This is a genomic window from Micromonospora sp. NPDC049559 (genome assembly GCF_040676675.1).
Classification (GTDB): Bacteria; Actinomycetota; Actinomycetes; order Mycobacteriales; family Micromonosporaceae; genus JBFAPK01.
The window spans coordinates 508,277-526,201 of the sequence record NZ_JBFAPK010000002.1; the positions used below are offsets into that span (position 1 = coordinate 508,277).

Here is a 17,925-nt window from a genome sequence, read left to right on the forward strand (position 1 = left end):
GTCCGCCGGGATCGCTGTCTCACAGTTTGTCTGGGGCGCACACCGCGCCCGCATCATTCCGCGACCAGGGGCTCCACCACCTGTTCGACACCGCCCGCTGTTTGAAAAGTCTGCGACCAGATCGAGACAATCACCGGAGAGTCGCGTGCAGGAAAACCGCGCCTACCCCTTGAGAGGAGGGCGGGACGCGTGCTGCCCAACAGCTCGGCGTCCCTGAATACGGATGACAGGTGTAGATTCAACAACGTTCGAAGCAGCAACGGAGCACTTCCGCGAGCACGGCTACGTCATTATGAGTGGCTTCCTGGACGATGATTATCTCCGTCCAATTCGGGACGATCTGCACCTCGTGTTCCCCACCGCCGAGGAGTACCACGACAGCCAGGACCCGGAACTGCGGGCCAGGTTCGCCGGTCGCGGGAGCGCCGGCATCAACTTCTTCCCGTTCGCCAGCACGGCGTGGTCGCTGCTTGGGGTCAGCCCACCCATCGTCGGGCTCGCGGAGGCGCTACTGGGGACCTCAGCCATCCGCCTCTACGAACTGCACAACTGGGGGAAGTACACGGGAGCGGCCAGCTACGAACAGGATCTGCATCGCGACTACGGCAACCACACCATGGTCGTACCCAGCGAGGACTGGACCCTGGGCGCGGTCGGCATGTTCATTTACCTGCACGATGTTCCGGAAACCTACGGGCCGACGCACGTGGTGTCCCAGACCCACACTGGCGCCGTGCCGCCGGCGCAGTTGCGGATCACGAAGGATGAACACCCAGAGATCTACGCCAAAGAGGTAAGCGCGGCCGGACCCGCAGGAACCGTGTTGGCGTACCGGAACGACACCTTCCACCGCGGCACGTCGATGACCGTCCCACGAGGTGCTCGCTTCGCCCTGAAACTGAGCTACCGGGCCGTCGGCGACGCTGAGGACGTCTGGATTGAACGGCTCGGGGCGAACATACATCTCGGGCTCGCGGACGACTGGTACAGCTTCGTCAATAGTGCGAGCCACCGTCAACTGGAACTGGTCGGCTTTCCGCCCCGTGGCCATCGCTACTGGACAAAGGCGACCTGGGCCGCGGTCTGCCAGCGTTACCCGAACGCGGATCTCTCCGCCTTCAAACCGGAGGACGACTACAGACCTTGAAAGGTGCACAGCTCCGGTATCGGGCCAACCATCGCCAACACACCCAATACCGACGTAACTGTCGAGCGTGCAATCAATGCGGAACCAGACGTCAAAGCCTTGGAGGGCTCCGTGATTCCGGGATACGCCGCACGTCAGCAATCTGACCTTTTCGTGACTGGAGGTCACCGGCGTTTGGGCTGGAGGCGGTCGCAATGATCGTGCTCGGCGCCAAGGGAGGTGAGCACGACGCGTGCTTCGCACTGATCAAGGACGGCGAACCCGTGTTCGTGTACGAGCAGGAACGGTTTAATCGTGTGAAGCACGGCTTTTCCAGCGATCTTCCGATCCTCTTCGAGGGTCTGGCGGAATACGGCATCGCGCCAGGTAATGTCGACCTCGTGGCGAATTGCGGGGACCCTGGCCTCATACCTGAGCGACTGCGGCAGGCACACGGTTACCTGACCGGCCCGGCATTCGAGAGAGCTGCCGAGAACATCAAGTGGCGACACCCGACCTTTCATCGAGTTCTGTCCGCCGCCGGCTTCGGTGAAGACCGTGTCCTGGACGTGCGACATCACCTGTGTCACGCTGCCAGCGTCTTCTATACCAGCCCGTTCGAGGACGCCGCCATTCTAAGCATCGACTGTAGCGGCGAAGCAGACACGGCCATGCTGGCCCACGGCTCACGATCCGACGGCATCCAAATCTTGGAGACGGTAGGTCTCCCACATTCACTTGGACGCTTTTACGAGTCCGTGACGCGCTGGCTCGGCTGGGGGTTCGGCGAGGACGGCAAGACCATGGCACTCGCGGCCTACGGTGAGCCAAAGCGATATCTGGCCGACCTCTCCAAGGTATTCCGTATTGATGAAGAGGGCTTTTTCGAGTTCGACATGAGCCTGGCGGACGGCACCTTCTCGTATTCTGCCGAGGAGTTGGTTGGTCACGTCTTCGAAGGACTTTTCGGGCCGCGGCGCAAGCGTGATGATGAGCTTGAGCAGCATCACAAGGATGTGGCGGCCGCTGCGCAGTACCTGTGTGAGCAAGTGATGGTCCGGCTCGCCGCCACACTGAAGAAACGAACCGGATCAAAGAGCCTGCTGCTCGCCGGAGGCGTCGCCTCGAACTCGGTTGGCAACGGCGCCATCCGCAGTGCAAAGATTTTTCCGCAGGTGGTCGTATATCCGCAGGTGACCGATTCAGGCACGGCCCTGGGTGCCGCACTCTACACTTACCACAGCCGGAAGCAGGCCGGCCCGCATACCCACTGGGAGATGAGGAACCCATTCCTCGGACGGCAGATCGACCTAGCGGGCGTGCATGAGGCGGCGGCCGCGTTCGGCATTGAGGGAGCCCGGTGCAGCGATCCGGCCGCGTTCGCCGCCGAGCGGCTGGAGGCAGGACAGATCGTCGGATGGGTCCAAGGGCGATCCGAGATCGGGCCACGGGCGTTGGGCAATAGATCAATCTTGGGTAATCCGCTCACGCCCGGAATCAAGACCCGCATCAACGCGGAGGTCAAGCACAGAGAGAACTGGAGGCCATTCGCGCCGTCAGTTCTTGAGGACGACCAGGACATCTTCTTCGAGGCTAGCGAGTCGCTGCCTTATATGACAATTGTCGCGCCGGTCCGGCCGCAGTGGCGGGAGCGGTTGTCTTCCGTCTGCCACGTCGATGGAACCGCGCGGGTTGGCTCCGTCAGTGAGTCATTCAACCCGCTCTTCTATCGTTTGATCCAGGAATTCAAGAAGCGATCCGGGATCGGCATGGTGCTGAACACGTCATTCAATGACAGAGGGGAGCCGATTGTTCAGACGTGTGAGCAGGCTCTTCGGCTGTTCGGGTCATCGGGCATGGACGCCCTGGTGATCGGAGACTGGGTTTTCGAAGACAAGCAAAACGCACGCATGGCCGACTTCGATCCGCTTGCCGTCAACTGCCGCAGGCTCGCCGACAAACCGACGCTCCTGGTGGCCCATCCGGATGCCGACCATGTGCAGCGTTCCGTACACACCCTTCTCCGCGAGCAGGTTCCAAGCGTGCTGGCGGTCTGTCTGTCGCAGCATCGAGAAGCACCGCGACTTCCTCGCGAGGTGCTGCTGGTCCACGACCGGGGGGAGTTCGTCGAGGTCGCCAAGAGTTGGCCGCAGGTCGCGGTGTTAGTACCGTGGAGCGCCGACAAATTCATCTTCGACCCCGCCGTCTACTACTCCGACATGGCGGAGACCTCTCGTCAGCTCATCGAGGCGGGTACTCATGATGTGTTCTGGGTCGACCCACGCGGACAGGTGGTCGTCGCGCGCGACGTCCTGTACGTTCACCACCGCTCGCAACCACCCGGGGCTCCTGCGGCATATGCCCGGTACTGGCAGAGCGCGGGAGGGTGACCGCGCAGCCCGAGCGGATGTCGGATCTCGTGGGGTCGGCATTGACGCCTTCGCTCAATCCAGTCCCTGGCCATCGAGTGCGGCGCGTACCTTGTTCAGCCCTTCCACCCTCCAGTACTCACGATCGGGCAGTTGGTCGTCTCGGCGCCAGCGCCAAGTCGTGAACAGCGCCCACATCAGGGCGCGACACCGGTGAATCAGGTCCTGGTCGGCCCCCGGATAGAGCTTTCCGACCTCTTCGGGGGCATGGGCGAGGTCAAACTCGACCGGCCCGCTACAGCACGTCGCGAGGTCTACGAAGAGCGGACCTCTCCTCGTGTTGAGGAGGTTGCCCGGATGCGGCTCGCCGTGCAGCAACTGCTCCCCTGCCCCACTGCCGCCGATCTCGCTGCTCAAGCGGCTGAGGGTGTCGCCGAGGAACTCCCGGTCGAGATCGGACAGCGCCGGTGTCTGCTCTCGGTCGCCCACCTCGCGCAGCGCCCCGGCGACTCGATCCGTGAAATGTGGTGCCGCCAGCTCGATCCGGCGCAGAGCGGCATGGTGCCGCACGAGCGCGTCCGAGTAGTCGGCCGGGGTGATCTCTGATCCCATCGGCTCGTAGTAAGTCCAAAGCGAGACGACGAATCCGTCACGCGAATAGACCTGAGGTTCGACCCGAGGCTCAAGCTCAGCCACCGGGCCGTCGACTTCGCTGAGCCGGCGAGCGACCTCTACCTCGAACTGGGAGCCAGCCAGATGCGATGCGGGTGCGACCCGGGTGAGGACATCGCAAGGGGCCAGGCGCACCGCGATGCGGTCCGAATTGTTTATGACGATCGCATCGTCGACCTGAAGGCCCAGCGCGGAAGCAGTCACCCGCCCGGCCTCGACCGCGCGACGGAGATCCGATGCCTCCATGCCGTCCTCCTCAATTCCGGGGTACACGTATGGGGGGCGCAACGAGTCCCCCTGCCCGCACAAACCTTATTCGGCACGCTGCCGGCCGTACACCTGCCAGCGCCACCGGACCGCGGACACCGGTCCGTGTCAAGAATGTCACCCAGCGCCTTCCCGGGCCGGGGCTCCCGCCCGCATCGAAAGCCGGTCCCAGTCCGCCGCGGCGTACAGCCGGACGCCCAGGCCCGGGGCGGCTGCCTCGGTCAGCACCGCCAGCGCGGGATGCTCTCCCTCGTGGACCAGGGCGATTTCGCCTCCGCCGGCCGTCACCGCGTCCTGGACGGCCAGCAACGGGTCGTCCGCCGTCGGCACGCGTACGACCCGCAGCTCGGTCGATTCCGCTGTTGTCGGCCCGCCGTCGAACCGGCGGTAGCACTCGGAATAGTCGACGTCCCGGGACGGGTCCAGGCCCGGCAGGAGATGCTCCAACACCGAAGCCTCGCTGTGCCTGCGAACGAAGCGGCGCAGATTGGCGTGCCACCCAGCGAACCGCTTGGCTGTCATCGCCCGGTCATGGTAGAGGTGGGCGGCCGAGACGGCGCGAGAGTACGCCCACCGGGCGCCGTGCTGGGCGAGCCGGAAGGCGAACTCCTGGTCCTCGAGACCCCAGCCCACGAACGACTCGTCAAAGCCGTCTGGCGCGGCCCGCTCCAGCAACCGCCGGTCCACGGACAGATTGCATCCGTACGCGAGAGACCAGGGGCGGGCCAGGCACGCCATGTTGTAGGAGTAGAGGTCGAGCAGGGTTTCGCGAGTGTCCCGGCGGAGCACCTCGGCGTCGAACGGGTCCCTCGCCTCCGGTGGCAGATGGCAGCGGGCGCCGAGCACCACAGTATCGTTCGCGGTCTCATGCAGGCGGAGGTGCTCGGCGAGGAAGTCGGGCGCCACAAGCATGTCGGAGTCGAGGAAGACGATGACGTCGCCGGTCGCGACCTCCAGACCGGCATTGCGGGCCCCACTGAGGCCACGCGACGTGTCGAGCGAGACCACCTGCGCACCACCGGCGGCGGCGACGGCGGCGGTGTCGTCGGTCGAACCATCGTCGACGACCACAACTTGCACATCGCCTTCGCAGCCGGCCACCGCGGCCGCCAAACGCGGCATGGCCATGCTCAGGTGGTCCCGGCGAGAGCGAACCGGCATCACCACGGATACCGACCGCCGTCGGCGGCCCAGGGCGACATTCACGCAATCGTGCAGCTGCGCGACCGTGTCATCGAACGACCAGGATGCCGGGTTCCAGGCCACCATGCCGAGCCGCAGAGGCGACAGCAGCCGGTGGGGGTCTCGACGGCGCTGGTCGCGCTCCCCCGGTGCCCCCCAGAGGTAGAGGTGTAGTGCGGCACGCGGGAACGCCTGGCTGGCGCCGTCGCCCACGACCAAGGCATTGTGGTCGCCGACGAACCGGCGCACCTCGGCATCGACGGCCGCCCGGACAGAAGGGTCGGCCGCGAACGAGCTGCCGTCAGGTGCATCCAGGCCGGGTAAGTCGGCGACCCTCTGGCCCCTGAACGTCGGCTGCGGATCGCCCGTCGCCCCGGCGGCTTCGAGCCGGATCTCGCCGACGCTCCCCCGGTCGCCCGTTCGGTGGCAAACCACAGCACAAGCGCGGTACAGCTCCTCGGTCGAGCACCACCGCCAGCCCAGTCGAGCGGCGAGGGCGGCGCTTAGCGCCGTCTTATCCGTTCCGGCCGCACCGCCGATGGTGATGACGCTCACCGGCGGTCCTCTCCAGTCCGGGTGTGATCGTGGTCTGCCCGCGGGGTGCGGCCGGCATCATCGGGAGCCTCCCGTACCGCGCCGGAGCCGGTCATCAGGCCAATCAGTGTGTCGTCGTTCGCCGGTGCCTGTCTCAACGCCTTCACGATCACCGCCTTGATCTGCTCATCGGTGATGTTCGCGGCGGCTCCGGTCGTGACTCGTCCCGTCAGCCAGAACCTCCAGCCGACGCCGCGCGAACCGGCCCGCCACCTGGTCACCGTTCGCGGCCAGGGCCCAAGGCGCCACCGCCTCATCCTGGCTGTTGGCATCCACGCCGCGACCATCACGTCGACGTCGGGACTCCATATCTGACCGGACCTACGGCCCCTTCCGAAACCACGTTCAGCCATACGGCCCAGAATACATAACAATCGATTCAATAACCCGGAACGGTTCCCCGAACATTGTCGTGGTCGGCGGCTGCGGGCCGGCCCGGCCGTGACGGCGCCGTATCTGTTGCCGGGACGCGGATGGGACGATGCCGGACCGGACCCGGGTCCGTGACTGCCGCCGAATGAAGTCGCACCGAGCCACGGTTGCCGAAGACGTTTACCAGGCTCTACCGTTATCTGACCACCACCTCCGCGCCGTGACCGAGGTGGCGAATCTTGGCCGGCTGTTTGTACGTCCCAAGGTGGCCGACGAATCCAGTCTGGAGCGAACGACGTGACGAACCATGGGCCGAACGAAGGTGGAACGGCTGGCCTGGCTCAGCTCGTCCTGGCCCACTACCAAGAGGATCTTCAGTGGCTACGGGAGCAGAGCTGGGATGCAGTCATCATCTACACCAAGGGCTCAGCGTGGTCGGCCACCGACAGCGATTACCCCAAAAGTCAGCTACCGAATATCGGGCGTGAAGCCCACACATATCTACATCACATAGTTACCAACTATGACAACCTGGCAGACATAACAATCTTCTCCCAAGCTGGTCTTGCAGACCACGTCGAAGATGTCCGCGTTGCGTCGCTCGTCCGTCAGGCTGCCGCCGCCCGCTCGCCCGGCATGGTGGGGTTCGGTCTGCAGGGCAGGTCTTTCCGACACTGGGAGGGAATTCGATACTATCCGAAGTGGGCGCAGCAGCTTGAGGCTGGCGGTATGCGACGGGCCGCGCTCACACCCGGGCAGTTCTATCAGTGGGCCTTCGGCGAGAAGCCGCCGCCCTACATTCCGTTTTACCCCGGCGCGATCCTCGGGGTTCACCGCCACGCCATTTTGGCGCGGAGAAAATCGTTCTATGGCCGGCTCCTTGAGCACTTTGAGAGACTCGGGCATTCCAACCCGGAAGAGGCGCACTACATGGAACGGTTTTGGGTAGCAGTCTTCGATCCGGGCTGGGTGGAGCGCGCCATATCCGTTCGAAGGTGAGGCCAGACCAGGCCGCTGCGCGACGACTTCCGTGCGAGGCGTCCGGTGGCAGTTGCTTCGCCTGATGTGTTCAGGCTCGCCAGGCACTCCACAGCCGAAAGTATTCCCCCTGCTGGGCCATGAGCCGGGAATGTGTACCGATTTCGGCGAGGCGGCCGTTCACCAGGACCGCGATGCGGTCCGCCTCGCGCGCCGCGTTGAGATGGTGTACGACGGAGACGACCGTGCGGCCCGCCAGGAAACGTGCCAGGGTTTGCTCTGTCCCACGCGCCGCCGCTGGACTCAGCATCGAAGTCGCCTCGTCCAGCACGAGGATCCTGGGAGCGGCCAGAACGACGCGGGCAAGGGCGAGTTGTTGAGCGTGCTCGGGGGCAAGAGGACTTCGGTGTCCCCCGAGTCGAGTCTCGAAACCGTTCGGGAGTTGTGCGGCCCAGTCGGCCGCCCCTACTGCGGCGAGAGCTGCTGCCAGTTCGGCGTCCGTGGCGCTCGGTGCGGCGATGCGCAGGTTATCGGCGAGAGAACCCACGAAGACATGACTCTCCTGGGTAATGAGCAACACCTGGCGGCGCAGTACGGGGAGATCCAGTTCGCTCAGCGGGACGCCGCCGAGTGTGACGCTTCCCGCAGTAGCCACGTCTATCCCGGCGAGGAGGCGGGCGAGAGTGGTCTTGCCCGCTCCCGTAGGGCCAACCAGCGCGAGGTGTTCGCCGGGGCGAAGCTCGAGATCGATGCCGTGCAGGACCTCAGGGAGCGCGCTGTCATAGGAGTAGCGAACCCCGCTGGCTTCGAGGAAGGGTTCGGCTGGCAGGTGCCGTATTGTTCTCTTCGATTCGCCGGTCGGCATGATCCCGATCAGCCGAGCGAGGGAGGCACTTCCCATCTGCAACTGGTCGATGCTGTCGACAACGCTGATCAGGTGAGAAGAGAGCGTCTGCATCAGTAGCGCCACTGTGGTGAGAGCGCCGATGTCAATCCGTCCTTGACGAACGAGGATCACGCCGAAGACGAGGGTGGTCAGCGTGGGCAGCAACGAACAAAAATCAAGGGTAGGAAAGAGCACGCCCCGCAGCAGCATCGTACGGCGAAGTGCTGAACGGGTACAAGTCACCTCTTCTTCGAGGGTGTTGACCCTGCGATCCTGCCAACGAAACGCATCGATGGTCCTCGCACCGTCGGCACTTTCGGCGACCACCGCGTTCATGGCGGCGAGCCGAGCCATGAGTACGCCGAACGATTTCGGGTAACGCGCGAGATACCAGCGTAGGGAGGTGATGAGGACAGGAAACACAACCAGTACGGTGCTCGTCAGCACGGGCGACACCGAGCATGAACCTATCAGGAGGACCATAGCGGTGGTGGCGTTGACGAACAGACTTGGAAACGCCTGGAGAAATGCCCGTCCCACCTGATCGGAATCGCCCGTCACTCGGGAGAGCAGGTCTCCGGTGCCGATGTCCTCCACCGTCGCGGGAGGCATAGTGAGCAAGCCATCGAGAAAATCTTCACGCAGGCGCCTGAGGAGACGCTCGCCCAGCAGGAGGACGCAGCGCGAGGCCCACCAGGCAAGAAGGGTCTGGGCGATCAGAATGACGCCGCCGGCGAGTGCGCGCAGGTTCAGCTGGCGCAAGAGGTCGGGCGACCCTTGGCCCTGCACCTCGGCCGCGATCAGCTCGGTGATTCCGCCGAGGACACTAGGCATTCCCAAAGCGGCGAGAGCGGCGGCGATGTTCAGGGCGGCGGCCGCGACGACGAACCGGGACTCACCTCGTAGAAGAGCGTAGGCATAGGTGCGTACTCGGCTGGGCTCGGCAGTCGCCTTCACTGCCGCACCGACCTGCGGTAGGCAGGGTGTTTCCGGAACTCTGCGTGCGTGCCCCGCCACACTTGCTTTCCGTGAAAGACGACCTCGTCGACGACCGCCAGTAGGTGGGGAGAAGACGTGGCGACAACGGTGGTCCGACCAGCACGGTGACGGGCGAGGCGGGCGGCGATGCGCCGCTCGGTGCGCGCGTCAACCGCACTCGTGGGGCGATCGAGTAGGAGGGCATCACTCTCGGCCAGCAGGGCACGCGCGAGAACGAGACGCTGAAGCTGGCCACCGGAGAGACCGCGACCGCGCTCGCGCAACGCGAGGTGGGTGGCGTACGGCTGGTCGCGCGGCGGGTCGAGTTCGACATCGGCCGGATCGAGACCGACGATGTCGAGGGCAGCGGCGGTGTGAAGGGCGCGAATGATGTCGTCCCGACTGCGTTCGCCATCCACGTTGAGCTGGTCATGAAGGTCCCCACTGAAGAGGTGGGCGTCGTGGTGCAGCATGTGGATACGGGCGCGCACCTGCTCGATCGGAACGTCGGAAAGGGGAACTCCGGTGACCTCGCCCGTTGGTTCGGCATAGCCGGCGAGGCGCTCAAGTACGGCGGTAGCGCGCGTCGGAGATTCGTCGACGAGCGCGGTGAAGCGCCCCGCGCTGATGGAGATTCCGGTTTCGGGATCGCGCAGTTCTACCTCCTGCGGAAAGGTTTCCGTGCCGGCCGGACGCACGGACGGTTGAGCGGCCAGGAGGCTGTGGATTCGGCGGGCGGCGACCCGAGCACGAGCGACGGCGCTGATACCCAGGATGGTGAAGCGTAGCGGGCGTACAAGCAGGGTCAGGTAGCCATAGAAAGCGACGACCGCTCCTGGGGCGAGCTGTCCCGCAACCGCTTTGCGGGCGCCCCACCAGACCACCGCGAGCAGGAGGATACCCGGCAGCAGAACCTGGGCACCTTCCAGCACGGCACGCGAGCGGGCCGTTGCCTCACCTGCGCGCTGAAGGTTGTGGCACGCGGTTTGATAACGGTTTGCAAAGTAGTCCTCACCGCCGAGCCCTCGCAGGACCCTTAGTCCGATGGCGGTATCGCCCGCTAAGGAATTGACAGTGGCAAGCTTGCTGCGCTGCGCGGCATTACGCGTTTCCAGGGAGGTGAATGTGGGCCGCAAGCAAAGCAGCATAAAAGGGATGCCGAACAATACGGCGAGGGCCAGATCAACCGACTGAGCGGCCAGCAGCGCTACCGCCAAAAAGAAGGAGAAGAGGCTGCCGCCGACGTGACCAATGGTGGCGATGAGAGTACCGAAGCTTGCAGCGTCCGACGAAGTTATGGATACGATGTCACCGGCGGAGAACCGGTGGCCGATCTCGCCGCCGAGTCGATTTATCTGCTGCAACACGGCTCGCTCGGTGCGGACAATTCCATCCAGGCGAGCCATCTCAAGGACCGCCCACGCGGCGTACCCGCTGACCGTCACCACCGCGATTACGCCGGCAAGCAGCAGAGCCCAACGAGCGATTCCACCACCGTTCTCGATACCATCCTGCACTGCCCGTCCGACGAGATAGGGGACGAGGATCTGGAAACCGAAGAAGCAACAGTACAACAATACAAGTAAGGTGATCCGGAGCCGCTGCCCGCCCAAGAGCCAGCCAAAAACCTCACGCGTTGGACGATGATCCGGGTGGAACTCTGGCAGTGACGCAGACGGTGTGGCTGCCATCAACGCCGCATTCCGTCGAGGCACTCCCTGGCGGTGCTAAATCCCTGCTCGATGGCGACGTCCTGGTTGATGTAGGTGTAATTGGCCAGCCGACCGCAGAAGTGGACCGCCATCCGAGTGCTTTCGCGGATCTCCGCCTGGATCCGTTCGTTGGCGAGTTCGTTGCGGCCGTCGACGGTCAGCACCGGGTAGTGCCGGGCGGGATGGCCCGGGTACTCCTCCGTCACGACGGTGCCCCGGATCGACTGGCCGGTGGCGTGCTTGCTCTCGACCGTACGGGTGTAGGGACGCCGCAGAGACGGCTGATTCACGATGTACCCGGCGGTCACCGTCCCGCTCGGATCCTCGAGCGGAATGTAGCGGTTGACCGTACGGATGCCGCGCCACTCAAGTTCATCCGGTCGGCCCACGAACTCGTCGAGCGCACCGGTGATGACGATGGCGTCGAACTCGACCTCCAGCGCTTCCAGGTGGCGCACGGTGATGGACTCGCCGAACGTGGCGGGCAGGGGCCGGGCGATGTTCTCAATGATTTCCTGGGCGCCGCGAGCCGGAAAATACTCCCAACGGTCGCGGAACAAGCGACGGTTGCCGTCGGTACGCAGGTCCAATCGGCCGGGAGCGAATTTCTGCGAAAGTTCAGCCGGATGCTTCCCCCACTGCTTGATGCTGTAGCCCTCGATGAAGAGGCGGTACAGGGTTCTGCCCATGATGCTCAGGCAGTAGGATTCCAGGTCGGCTGTCGACGGCTCGACCGGCAGTCGAGACAATTCGAGCTCTATGTCCGGCCAGATGGGCAGAAGCTTCAACTCGTCCACCTGCGGCGGCCAGGAAAGCAGTTGCGGGTCTTCGTCGGAATCACTCAGGAAGATTTCGGTCAGGCCTCGGTGCATGTATTCATCAGTCATGCCGAACCGCCGCACGAAGGCCGCGACGTCGGCGTTTGACGTGTGAAAGATATGCGGCCCTTCGGGCTCGAACAGCACACCATTGAGGAAGCCGGCCCGACTGTGGCCGCCAATGGCGGTATCGCGTTCGAATACGTGAACCCGGCACCCCGCGTCGTAAAGTGTGCGCGCGGCCACGACGCCGGACCAGCCGGCTCCCACGACAGCCACCGCCGGCAAAGCACCTGCCCTCACCACTTCTTGCGACATGCGCGCCCTCCCGTTCGCATGGCGTGCTCTCCCCGCGGAGCCCGCAAAGAGCACGCCCGATCGCCTGACAATCACCGTCTGCCCGCCGAGCGAACAGTCAAGTGCGAGCGACGGCCGTCGTTGGACGACCGCGCGAATCGTGCCCGTTGTCAGCTTGTGCGCAGCCCTGGGCAACACAACCCTCGACCGTTCACCCGGACGGAACCCTGGCTGGCTGCACCGCCCGCCTGGGGTTTGCCGCCGTCGATCAGTCTATCGATGTAGCCGAATGGTTCAAAGGGGGAAGAGCCATTTGCCGACGTGCAAAAGGATCGGAGGAAATATCGCCTGGGATATCGAGACAGCCGGCGCGGTGCTGTAGGGTGCACAAGCAGGAACTCCGACCCCCGGAGGAGACTGTGGACATTCAGCGGAAGTGCATTGCCGGCCGTCGGCTGGCGAATCGAGTCCATCCGAAGTACGTCGAGCCATCGTTGCCGCGCGACGCACACGTGCAACATGCGGTGGGAGTCCCACCCAGTCCTTCCGGGACCCGGCCACCCTTGTTGGGGACGATCCGGCCGGAGCGGGCAGCCGCATGGACCGGGCGGTGATCTGGTGACTACCTGTCTGGTAACCGGTGGCGCTGGTTTCATCGGTTCGCACCTGGCGACCTACCTGCTCGACCGGGGTCACGCCGTCGTCGTGCTGGACGACCTCAGCGGCGGCTCTCGGGCCAACGTGGACCCGCGGGCCGAACTGGTTGTCGGGTCGGTGGCCGAGCCATCCGATGTCGACGCGGTGTTCGCCGCACACAAGGTGGACCGGGTCTACCACTTCGCGGCCTTCACCGCGCAGGTGGTCAGCCACTTCGCCAAGCGCCTCAACTACGACGCGAACGTGCGCGGGAGCGTGAACGTCATCAACGCGGCCATCCAGCATCGGGTGTCCACGGTCGTCTTTGCGTCGTCCGTAGCGGTCTACGGCGATCTGCCGAGCCCGTTGCGGGAGGTCGATCTGGCCACACCGGTCGACAGCTATGGGCTCGGCAAGCTAACCGTCGAGCGTGAGCTGGAGATCACTCGCCGGCACTTCGGCCTCGACTACGTGGCCTTTCGAATCTTCAACGTATACGGCGAGCGGCAACTGCTGGCCGACCCGTACCGCAACGCCGTGGGCATCTTCGTCAACCAGGTCATGCGCGGCGAGCCGCTGTCCGTGTATGGCAGCGGTGAGCAGGTCCGCGCGTTCACCTACGTATCCGACATCATTCCGGTGCTGGCGGACGCCCCGGAGGTGCCGGGCACGACCGGACGGATCTTCAACGTCGGCTCCAACCAGCTTTCCAGTCTGAATCAGCTCGCCGAAGCTGTACGAATCGCGATGGGCGTACCGGACCAGCCCATCGCGCACATACCGGCCCGCGACGAGGTCTCGGTGGTGTACACCGACACGACGTTGGCCCGGGAGGTATTCGGCAACTGGGCGGACACTCCCCTGGCGGAGGGGCTGGCCCGCACCGTCAAGTGGGCCGCAGGGATGGGTCCCCAAGAGCTGTCCACCTGGATAGACCTCGAGTTGGGAACGGACCGGCTGCCCGACTGGTTACGCCACGTCGTGGGCCGGCTCGACCGGCAGCAATAATCGTTAAGGTTTGCTGCGGTCGAGAGGCCGGAACAAACGGCGCTGGCGGCAACCGCGGGCGGGTGACCTGCCGACATGCTGTCGTTGCTTGGCGGAACCCGACCGGTGGAGGCGCGACTCTAGGTACTCGTGGTCCACAGCGTCGAGGGATGTTGGATCTTCCGACTGCCCGTCGAGCTGTCAAGGTCAGAGGCAGCGCCGGGCCGACGGTCAGAGCTGCTCTGCGATGGTTCGCCGAGCATCCACCTCGACTCGGGGCATCGCGCCACTGGCCTGGTCGACGACCAGGCCAGTCAGTGTGACACTGAGGATCAAGGTCCCGGCTCGTGTGCTGGTTGCGATCCTCGCCCGGTCCGGAGGCCGGGCGCAGCTACTGGATGCGCAGGTCGGCGGTGTTGCGGCGGTTGGTGTTGCGATCGGCGCGGTCCTCCGTCGGCCACAATCGAGTCCCAGAGCCGCTGCGGCCCAGTCCCGAGACCCAACTCGAACCGGCCGCCGCTAATCAGGTCCAGCGTCGCCGCGGTGCGGGCGAGTGTCACCGGCGGGCGCAGCGGCAGGTTCGCGCAGTTCGACATGATCCGTACGCGGCTGGTGCGGGCCGCAATCGCGGCGAGCAGGGACATCGTGTCGAGCCGGTCCGTCCAGTACGGATGGTCGGAGAGGCTGACCAGGTCGAGACCGACCCGCTCGACGAGTTCCGCGTACGTCAGCGTGGTCGCGGCCCTGGGCTCCGGCGGCTCCAGCAAGACCCCGAACAACAGCCCGTGCCCGTAGCCGGTCACCGGCCGACCGTCCCGTTCGGGGCGGCCGGGGTCTCGAGACCGAGCGGGAACCTGTGGTTGGTCCGGAACGCGCCACCGGGGTCGGCAGCCCTGCGGCCGCGGCGCGGCCGCACGCGGGACTTCGGGTCGAACCCGGTCGCCCGGTCCGCTCGGAGGTCGAGGTACTGCCGGCCACGCGACCGTGGCGCCAGCGCGACCGCTCCACAGGGTCCCGCGAAGACGCGAACCTAGCAGGACGCAGGTCGGCCGCGAGCGCCCAGGCGGTGGATACCCGGTGGTACCCGTCGTCGCCGGCCGGTTGGATGCTCCCCGCAAAGACGAAATGTTATGACCGACACTCATGTGGCTCTCCTGATCTTGTACTTTGTCAACGACTGTAGCCAACGCGGTCGGCGACAGACGGGACGAGAACCTGACCCGGTTGAGCCTTGACGACCAGAACGGGAGACATTTACTCCGGTTGTGAAGTGGCGCCGCCGCTGGCCCGTGACGGACCCGAGCCACGGCTCTTACTCGTCTCCGGTGGCAGGACCGCGGCGTCGTAACGTGCGGCGAGTTCCGTGGCGGCGCGAATCGCTTGGGGCCCGGAGAAACTGCCAGGACAAGTCGTCGCTGGTTGATCTCCGGCCTGGAATTGGAAGGAAAGGCTCACGAGGGCTCGGCCGGTCTGGTGCCGTGGTTTCAGCGCCTGCTCACCAGTCGCGGGTTTCGCGCGCTCCGGAAACGATCTCGAATGATTGGCCGCACCGACCGGCCACCCTGTCAAGTCAAACCATGACAGGGTGGCTCCCATCGGACCAGGCCCCGTCGACCGACGGTCAGGGCACTGGCACCGCGTCGAGTTGTTGGGTCAGGTCCAGCGTGTCGTACGTCTCCTGGCTCAGGAGACCACGACCTCGTCGTGGTTCGTCGACTCGGCCAGCTGGCGCCATTCGGCGAGATCTCGCTGCAGGCTTGCGATCTTGGCTTCGATGATCTGGATCGTGTCCGGGCCCAGTGGCAGCTGTCGCGGGGCGCGGCCCGACTCGACCACGTCGACGATCGCGGTGGCGGCCTTGGCCGGATCGCCGGGCTGAGTGTGGTTGACCTGGGCCATCGTCTGGATCATCCGCTCCCGCCCCACCGGCCCGTCGGCGTAGTCGTCCAGCCGGTTGGTGGCGATGTGCAGGCTGCTGCTGTCGACGAAGTCGGTACGGAAGAGGCCGAGTTCCACGGCCGTGACCGAGACGCCGAGCGGGGCGAGTTCCTTGTGCAGCGCCTCGGATATGCCCTCCACGGCGAACTTCGTCGAGCTGTACACGCCGAAGCCCTGCAACGCAGAGATGCCGAAGAGGGAGCTGATGTTCAAGATCTGTCCGGCTCTTTGGCGCCGCATCACCGGTGCGACCGCGCGGGTCACGGCGAGCAGGCCGAACACGTTCGTGTCGTACTGGGCGCGGACCTCGGCGTCGCTGGACTCCTCGACTGCGCCGAGCAGGCCCCGTCCGGCGTTGTTGACGAGCACGTCGATCCGGCCGAACCGGTCGACGGCCGCCTGCGCGGCGTCGATGGCCTGGCGTTCGTTGGTGACGTCCAGGGCCACCGGGAGGAGGTTGTCGGCCGCCTGCGGGAACGCGGCGGTCACCGCCTGCGGGTCGCGGGCGGCGGCGACGACGTGGTGTCCTCGGCGCAGTGCCTCGCCGGTGATCTGCGCTCCGAGCCCTCGAGACGCGCCAGTGATAAACCAAACACTCATCGATCTCACATTCTCTCTCTGTTGGAAGGACGGCCTTCCCGACAGGTGACGGTCACCGTCAGCGCCGGGAGCGGGGGTGGTGGTGGCGGCCGCCGGTAGCTTGGGCACTTCGCGTCGGTCCTGCTGGCCGCTGCGGCGTGGGCGGCCTGGCTGCCGGCCCGGACCCCTGTTAGGCAGCCGGGCAGCCAGGGCCATCCGTGAGGAATTCTCGACGGTGCGACCGCTGTTTAGGCAGCCGGCTGTTCGAAGGTGAAGAGAATCTTGCCGGAACGTCCCTCCCGGGCCGCGTGGGCGAAGGCTTCGCGGTACTGGTGCAGCGGGTAGGTCGCCTCCACCGGGACGCTGATCACACCCTTTTCGGCGAGTTCGGTGAGTTCGGCGTAGATCCGCTCCTTTTCCGGCCGCGGCGTGTCCCGGATCCAGATGGGCATGAAGAAGCTGGCCAGCGAGATCCCCCGGAAGATGAAGTCCGCGAGCGGCAAGGTGGGTGCCTGGCCGGTCATGGAGGTGTAGGAGACCACGGCGCCGCCGTCCGAAATCGAGGGCACCAACTCGGCAACCTGGGGGCCGCCGGTGCCGTCGAGCAGGAGGCGCAGTCGCGCGCCGGCGAGAGCCTGGGCGGCCCGGCCGCCGAAGTTGTCCCCGTCGACGATTACGAGATCAGCGCCGAGTTCGCGGACTCGCTGAGCAGCCTCTTCACGGCGTACTACGGCGAGGACGTTGAGGCCGGCCCACTTGGCGAGGGCGATGACGATCTGCCCGACGGCGGAGTTGGCCAGGGTCAGGCCGATCCAGTCGCCTGGGTTGAGTGACACGTAGTCGTTGAGCAGGGCGCGCGCGGTCACAGGGTTGAGCGCGAGCATGGCGAGTTGCCGTACGTCGATGTCGCCGGTCACCGGGATGGCGTAGCGGGCCGGTACGACGGTCCGGTCCGCCCAGGTGGCGTGCGTGAACGTCGGCAGGATGAGCACCCGCTGGCCGACGAGCGCCTGCTCCGCCTGGGATCCGGCTCGCAGCACCCGTCCGACGCCTTCGGAGCCCATGACGTTCGGGACCTGCGGGTACATCCCGAACCAGCCGGCCGCGAACAGGAAGTCCGCGGGGTTGACGGGCGCGGCCTCGATCGCGACGAGCGTACCCAGCGCTGGGACTCGTACGAAACCTGCGGCAACCGAGTCAACGTTGCCGCCTTCCGCGCCCGCAAGAAGCAGCCGCGCACCGTCGACTGACTCCGACATTCGCCCCTCCCCCGGCATCGACCCGCACGGTCCGGTCAAGAAGACGTCGGAGAGCTCCCGGGCGGCCTGCTGCATGCCGGCCCGGCTGGTCGATACCTTTGGCATGGTCACGGGCGGTACTCCTCGCATCGCAATGCCCTCGACGGCGACGTCGGCCCCCGGCGGCTCGGGGCTCGCCGGAAAAGTCTTGAGGAAGACCACCCCTAACAGCCACACGAAACCGTCACGATGCACGAAAGTCCGCAAAAGATTGCCTGGTCTTACGCGGTTCCCTC

The 17,925-nt window shown here is 65.5% G+C and carries 14 protein-coding genes; 6 read left to right on the forward strand and 8 right to left on the reverse strand.

Annotated features, from left to right (window positions below):
* Positions 1 to 223 precede the first annotated feature (223 nt).
* Positions 224 to 1,147: a phytanoyl-CoA dioxygenase family protein gene (locus tag AB0J86_RS05175; RefSeq protein WP_363852798.1), complete on the forward strand. Its 924-nt coding sequence runs from the start codon at positions 224 to 226 to the stop codon at positions 1,145 to 1,147.
* Between the two features lie 194 nt (positions 1,148 to 1,341).
* Complete coding sequence (locus AB0J86_RS05180) at positions 1,342 to 3,516, forward strand: carbamoyltransferase C-terminal domain-containing protein (RefSeq protein WP_363852801.1); 2,175 nt, start codon at positions 1,342 to 1,344, stop codon at positions 3,514 to 3,516.
* A gap of 54 nt (positions 3,517 to 3,570) precedes the next feature.
* On the opposite strand, the gene AB0J86_RS05185 is transcribed toward AB0J86_RS05180, so the two are convergent.
* On the reverse strand, positions 3,571 to 4,413 hold the full coding sequence (locus tag AB0J86_RS05185; RefSeq protein ID WP_363852804.1) for a phosphotransferase: 843 nt from the start codon (positions 4,411 to 4,413) through the stop codon (positions 3,571 to 3,573).
* A 138-nt stretch (positions 4,414 to 4,551) separates the two neighbouring features.
* Positions 4,552 to 6,171 (reverse strand): glycosyltransferase, encoded by a 1,620-nt coding sequence (locus AB0J86_RS05190; RefSeq protein ID WP_363852806.1) that lies wholly within the window; start codon positions 6,169 to 6,171, stop codon positions 4,552 to 4,554.
* Positions 6,172 to 6,279: 108 nt separating this feature from the next.
* Here AB0J86_RS05190 and AB0J86_RS05195 point away from each other — a divergent pair, with 108 nt between their 5' ends.
* Positions 6,280 to 6,525 carry a hypothetical protein gene (locus AB0J86_RS05195; RefSeq protein ID WP_363852808.1) on the forward strand — a complete coding sequence of 82 codons (246 nt, stop codon included), beginning with the start codon at positions 6,280 to 6,282 and terminating at the stop codon, positions 6,523 to 6,525.
* Positions 6,526 to 6,879: 354 nt separating this feature from the next.
* Positions 6,880 to 7,581, forward strand: coding sequence for a DUF3431 domain-containing protein (locus AB0J86_RS05200; RefSeq protein WP_363852811.1), 702 nt, complete (start codon positions 6,880 to 6,882; stop codon positions 7,579 to 7,581).
* A 70-nt stretch (positions 7,582 to 7,651) separates the two neighbouring features.
* On the opposite strand, the gene AB0J86_RS05205 is transcribed toward AB0J86_RS05200, so the two are convergent.
* The 3 genes from AB0J86_RS05205 to AB0J86_RS05215 are packed head-to-tail and all read right to left on the reverse strand — an operon-like array spanning position 7,652 to position 12,272.
* On the reverse strand, positions 7,652 to 9,403 hold the full coding sequence (locus AB0J86_RS05205; RefSeq protein WP_363852814.1) for an ABC transporter ATP-binding protein: 1,752 nt from the start codon (positions 9,401 to 9,403) through the stop codon (positions 7,652 to 7,654).
* Positions 9,400 to 11,115 (reverse strand): ABC transporter ATP-binding protein, encoded by a 1,716-nt coding sequence (locus tag AB0J86_RS05210; RefSeq protein ID WP_363852817.1) that lies wholly within the window; start codon positions 11,113 to 11,115, stop codon positions 9,400 to 9,402. Before AB0J86_RS05210 ends, AB0J86_RS05205 begins: the two co-directional genes overlap by 4 nt.
* Complete coding sequence (locus tag AB0J86_RS05215; RefSeq protein WP_363852819.1) at positions 11,115 to 12,272, reverse strand: UDP-galactopyranose mutase; 1,158 nt, start codon at positions 12,270 to 12,272, stop codon at positions 11,115 to 11,117. Before AB0J86_RS05215 ends, AB0J86_RS05210 begins: the two co-directional genes overlap by 1 nt.
* A 597-nt stretch (positions 12,273 to 12,869) precedes the next feature.
* Here AB0J86_RS05215 and AB0J86_RS05220 point away from each other — a divergent pair.
* Complete coding sequence (locus AB0J86_RS05220) at positions 12,870 to 13,895, forward strand: NAD-dependent epimerase/dehydratase family protein (RefSeq protein ID WP_363852822.1); 1,026 nt, start codon at positions 12,870 to 12,872, stop codon at positions 13,893 to 13,895.
* A 311-nt stretch (positions 13,896 to 14,206) separates the two neighbouring features.
* Here the strand turns inward: AB0J86_RS05220 and AB0J86_RS05225 are convergent, their stop codons facing one another.
* The 3 genes from AB0J86_RS05225 to AB0J86_RS05235 all read right to left on the reverse strand — a co-directional run bounded on the left by AB0J86_RS05225 (position 14,207) and on the right by AB0J86_RS05235 (position 17,536).
* Positions 14,207 to 15,019 carry an LLM class flavin-dependent oxidoreductase gene (locus tag AB0J86_RS05225; protein WP_363853031.1) on the reverse strand — a complete coding sequence of 271 codons (813 nt, stop codon included), beginning with the start codon at positions 15,017 to 15,019 and terminating at the stop codon, positions 14,207 to 14,209.
* A gap of 538 nt (positions 15,020 to 15,557) precedes the next feature.
* Positions 15,558 to 16,412 carry an SDR family NAD(P)-dependent oxidoreductase gene (locus AB0J86_RS05230; RefSeq protein ID WP_363852824.1) on the reverse strand — a complete coding sequence of 285 codons (855 nt, stop codon included), beginning with the start codon at positions 16,410 to 16,412 and terminating at the stop codon, positions 15,558 to 15,560.
* A gap of 227 nt (positions 16,413 to 16,639) precedes the next feature.
* Positions 16,640 to 17,536: a zinc-dependent alcohol dehydrogenase family protein gene (locus AB0J86_RS05235; protein WP_363853034.1), complete on the reverse strand. Its 897-nt coding sequence runs from the start codon at positions 17,534 to 17,536 to the stop codon at positions 16,640 to 16,642.
* On the opposite strand from AB0J86_RS05235, the gene AB0J86_RS05240 reads away from it, so the two are divergent.
* Positions 17,468 to 17,641, forward strand: coding sequence for a CGNR zinc finger domain-containing protein (locus tag AB0J86_RS05240; protein ID WP_363853037.1), 174 nt, complete (start codon positions 17,468 to 17,470; stop codon positions 17,639 to 17,641). The genes AB0J86_RS05235 and AB0J86_RS05240 overlap by 69 nt on opposite strands.
* The last annotated feature ends 284 nt before the right edge of the window (positions 17,642 to 17,925 follow it).

Excerpts from the sequence above, each read along its gene's own strand:
- AB0J86_RS05185 (WP_363852804.1), bottom strand. The coding sequence starts at position 4,413 with ATGGAGGCATCGGATCTCCGTCGCGCGGTCGAGGCCGGGCGGGTGACT.
- AB0J86_RS05180 (WP_363852801.1), top strand. The coding sequence starts at position 1,342 with ATGATCGTGCTCGGCGCCAAGGGAGGTGAGCACGACGCGTGCTTCGCA.
- AB0J86_RS05225 (WP_363853031.1), bottom strand. The coding sequence starts at position 15,019 with ATGAGTGTCGGTCATAACATTTCGTCTTTGCGGGGAGCATCCAACCGG.
- AB0J86_RS05175 (WP_363852798.1), top strand. The coding sequence starts at position 224 with ATGACAGGTGTAGATTCAACAACGTTCGAAGCAGCAACGGAGCACTTC.
- AB0J86_RS05210 (WP_363852817.1), bottom strand. The coding sequence starts at position 11,115 with ATGGCAGCCACACCGTCTGCGTCACTGCCAGAGTTCCACCCGGATCAT.
- AB0J86_RS05215 (WP_363852819.1), bottom strand. The coding sequence starts at position 12,272 with ATGTCGCAAGAAGTGGTGAGGGCAGGTGCTTTGCCGGCGGTGGCTGTC.
- AB0J86_RS05230 (WP_363852824.1), bottom strand. The coding sequence starts at position 16,412 with ATGAGTGTTTGGTTTATCACTGGCGCGTCTCGAGGGCTCGGAGCGCAG.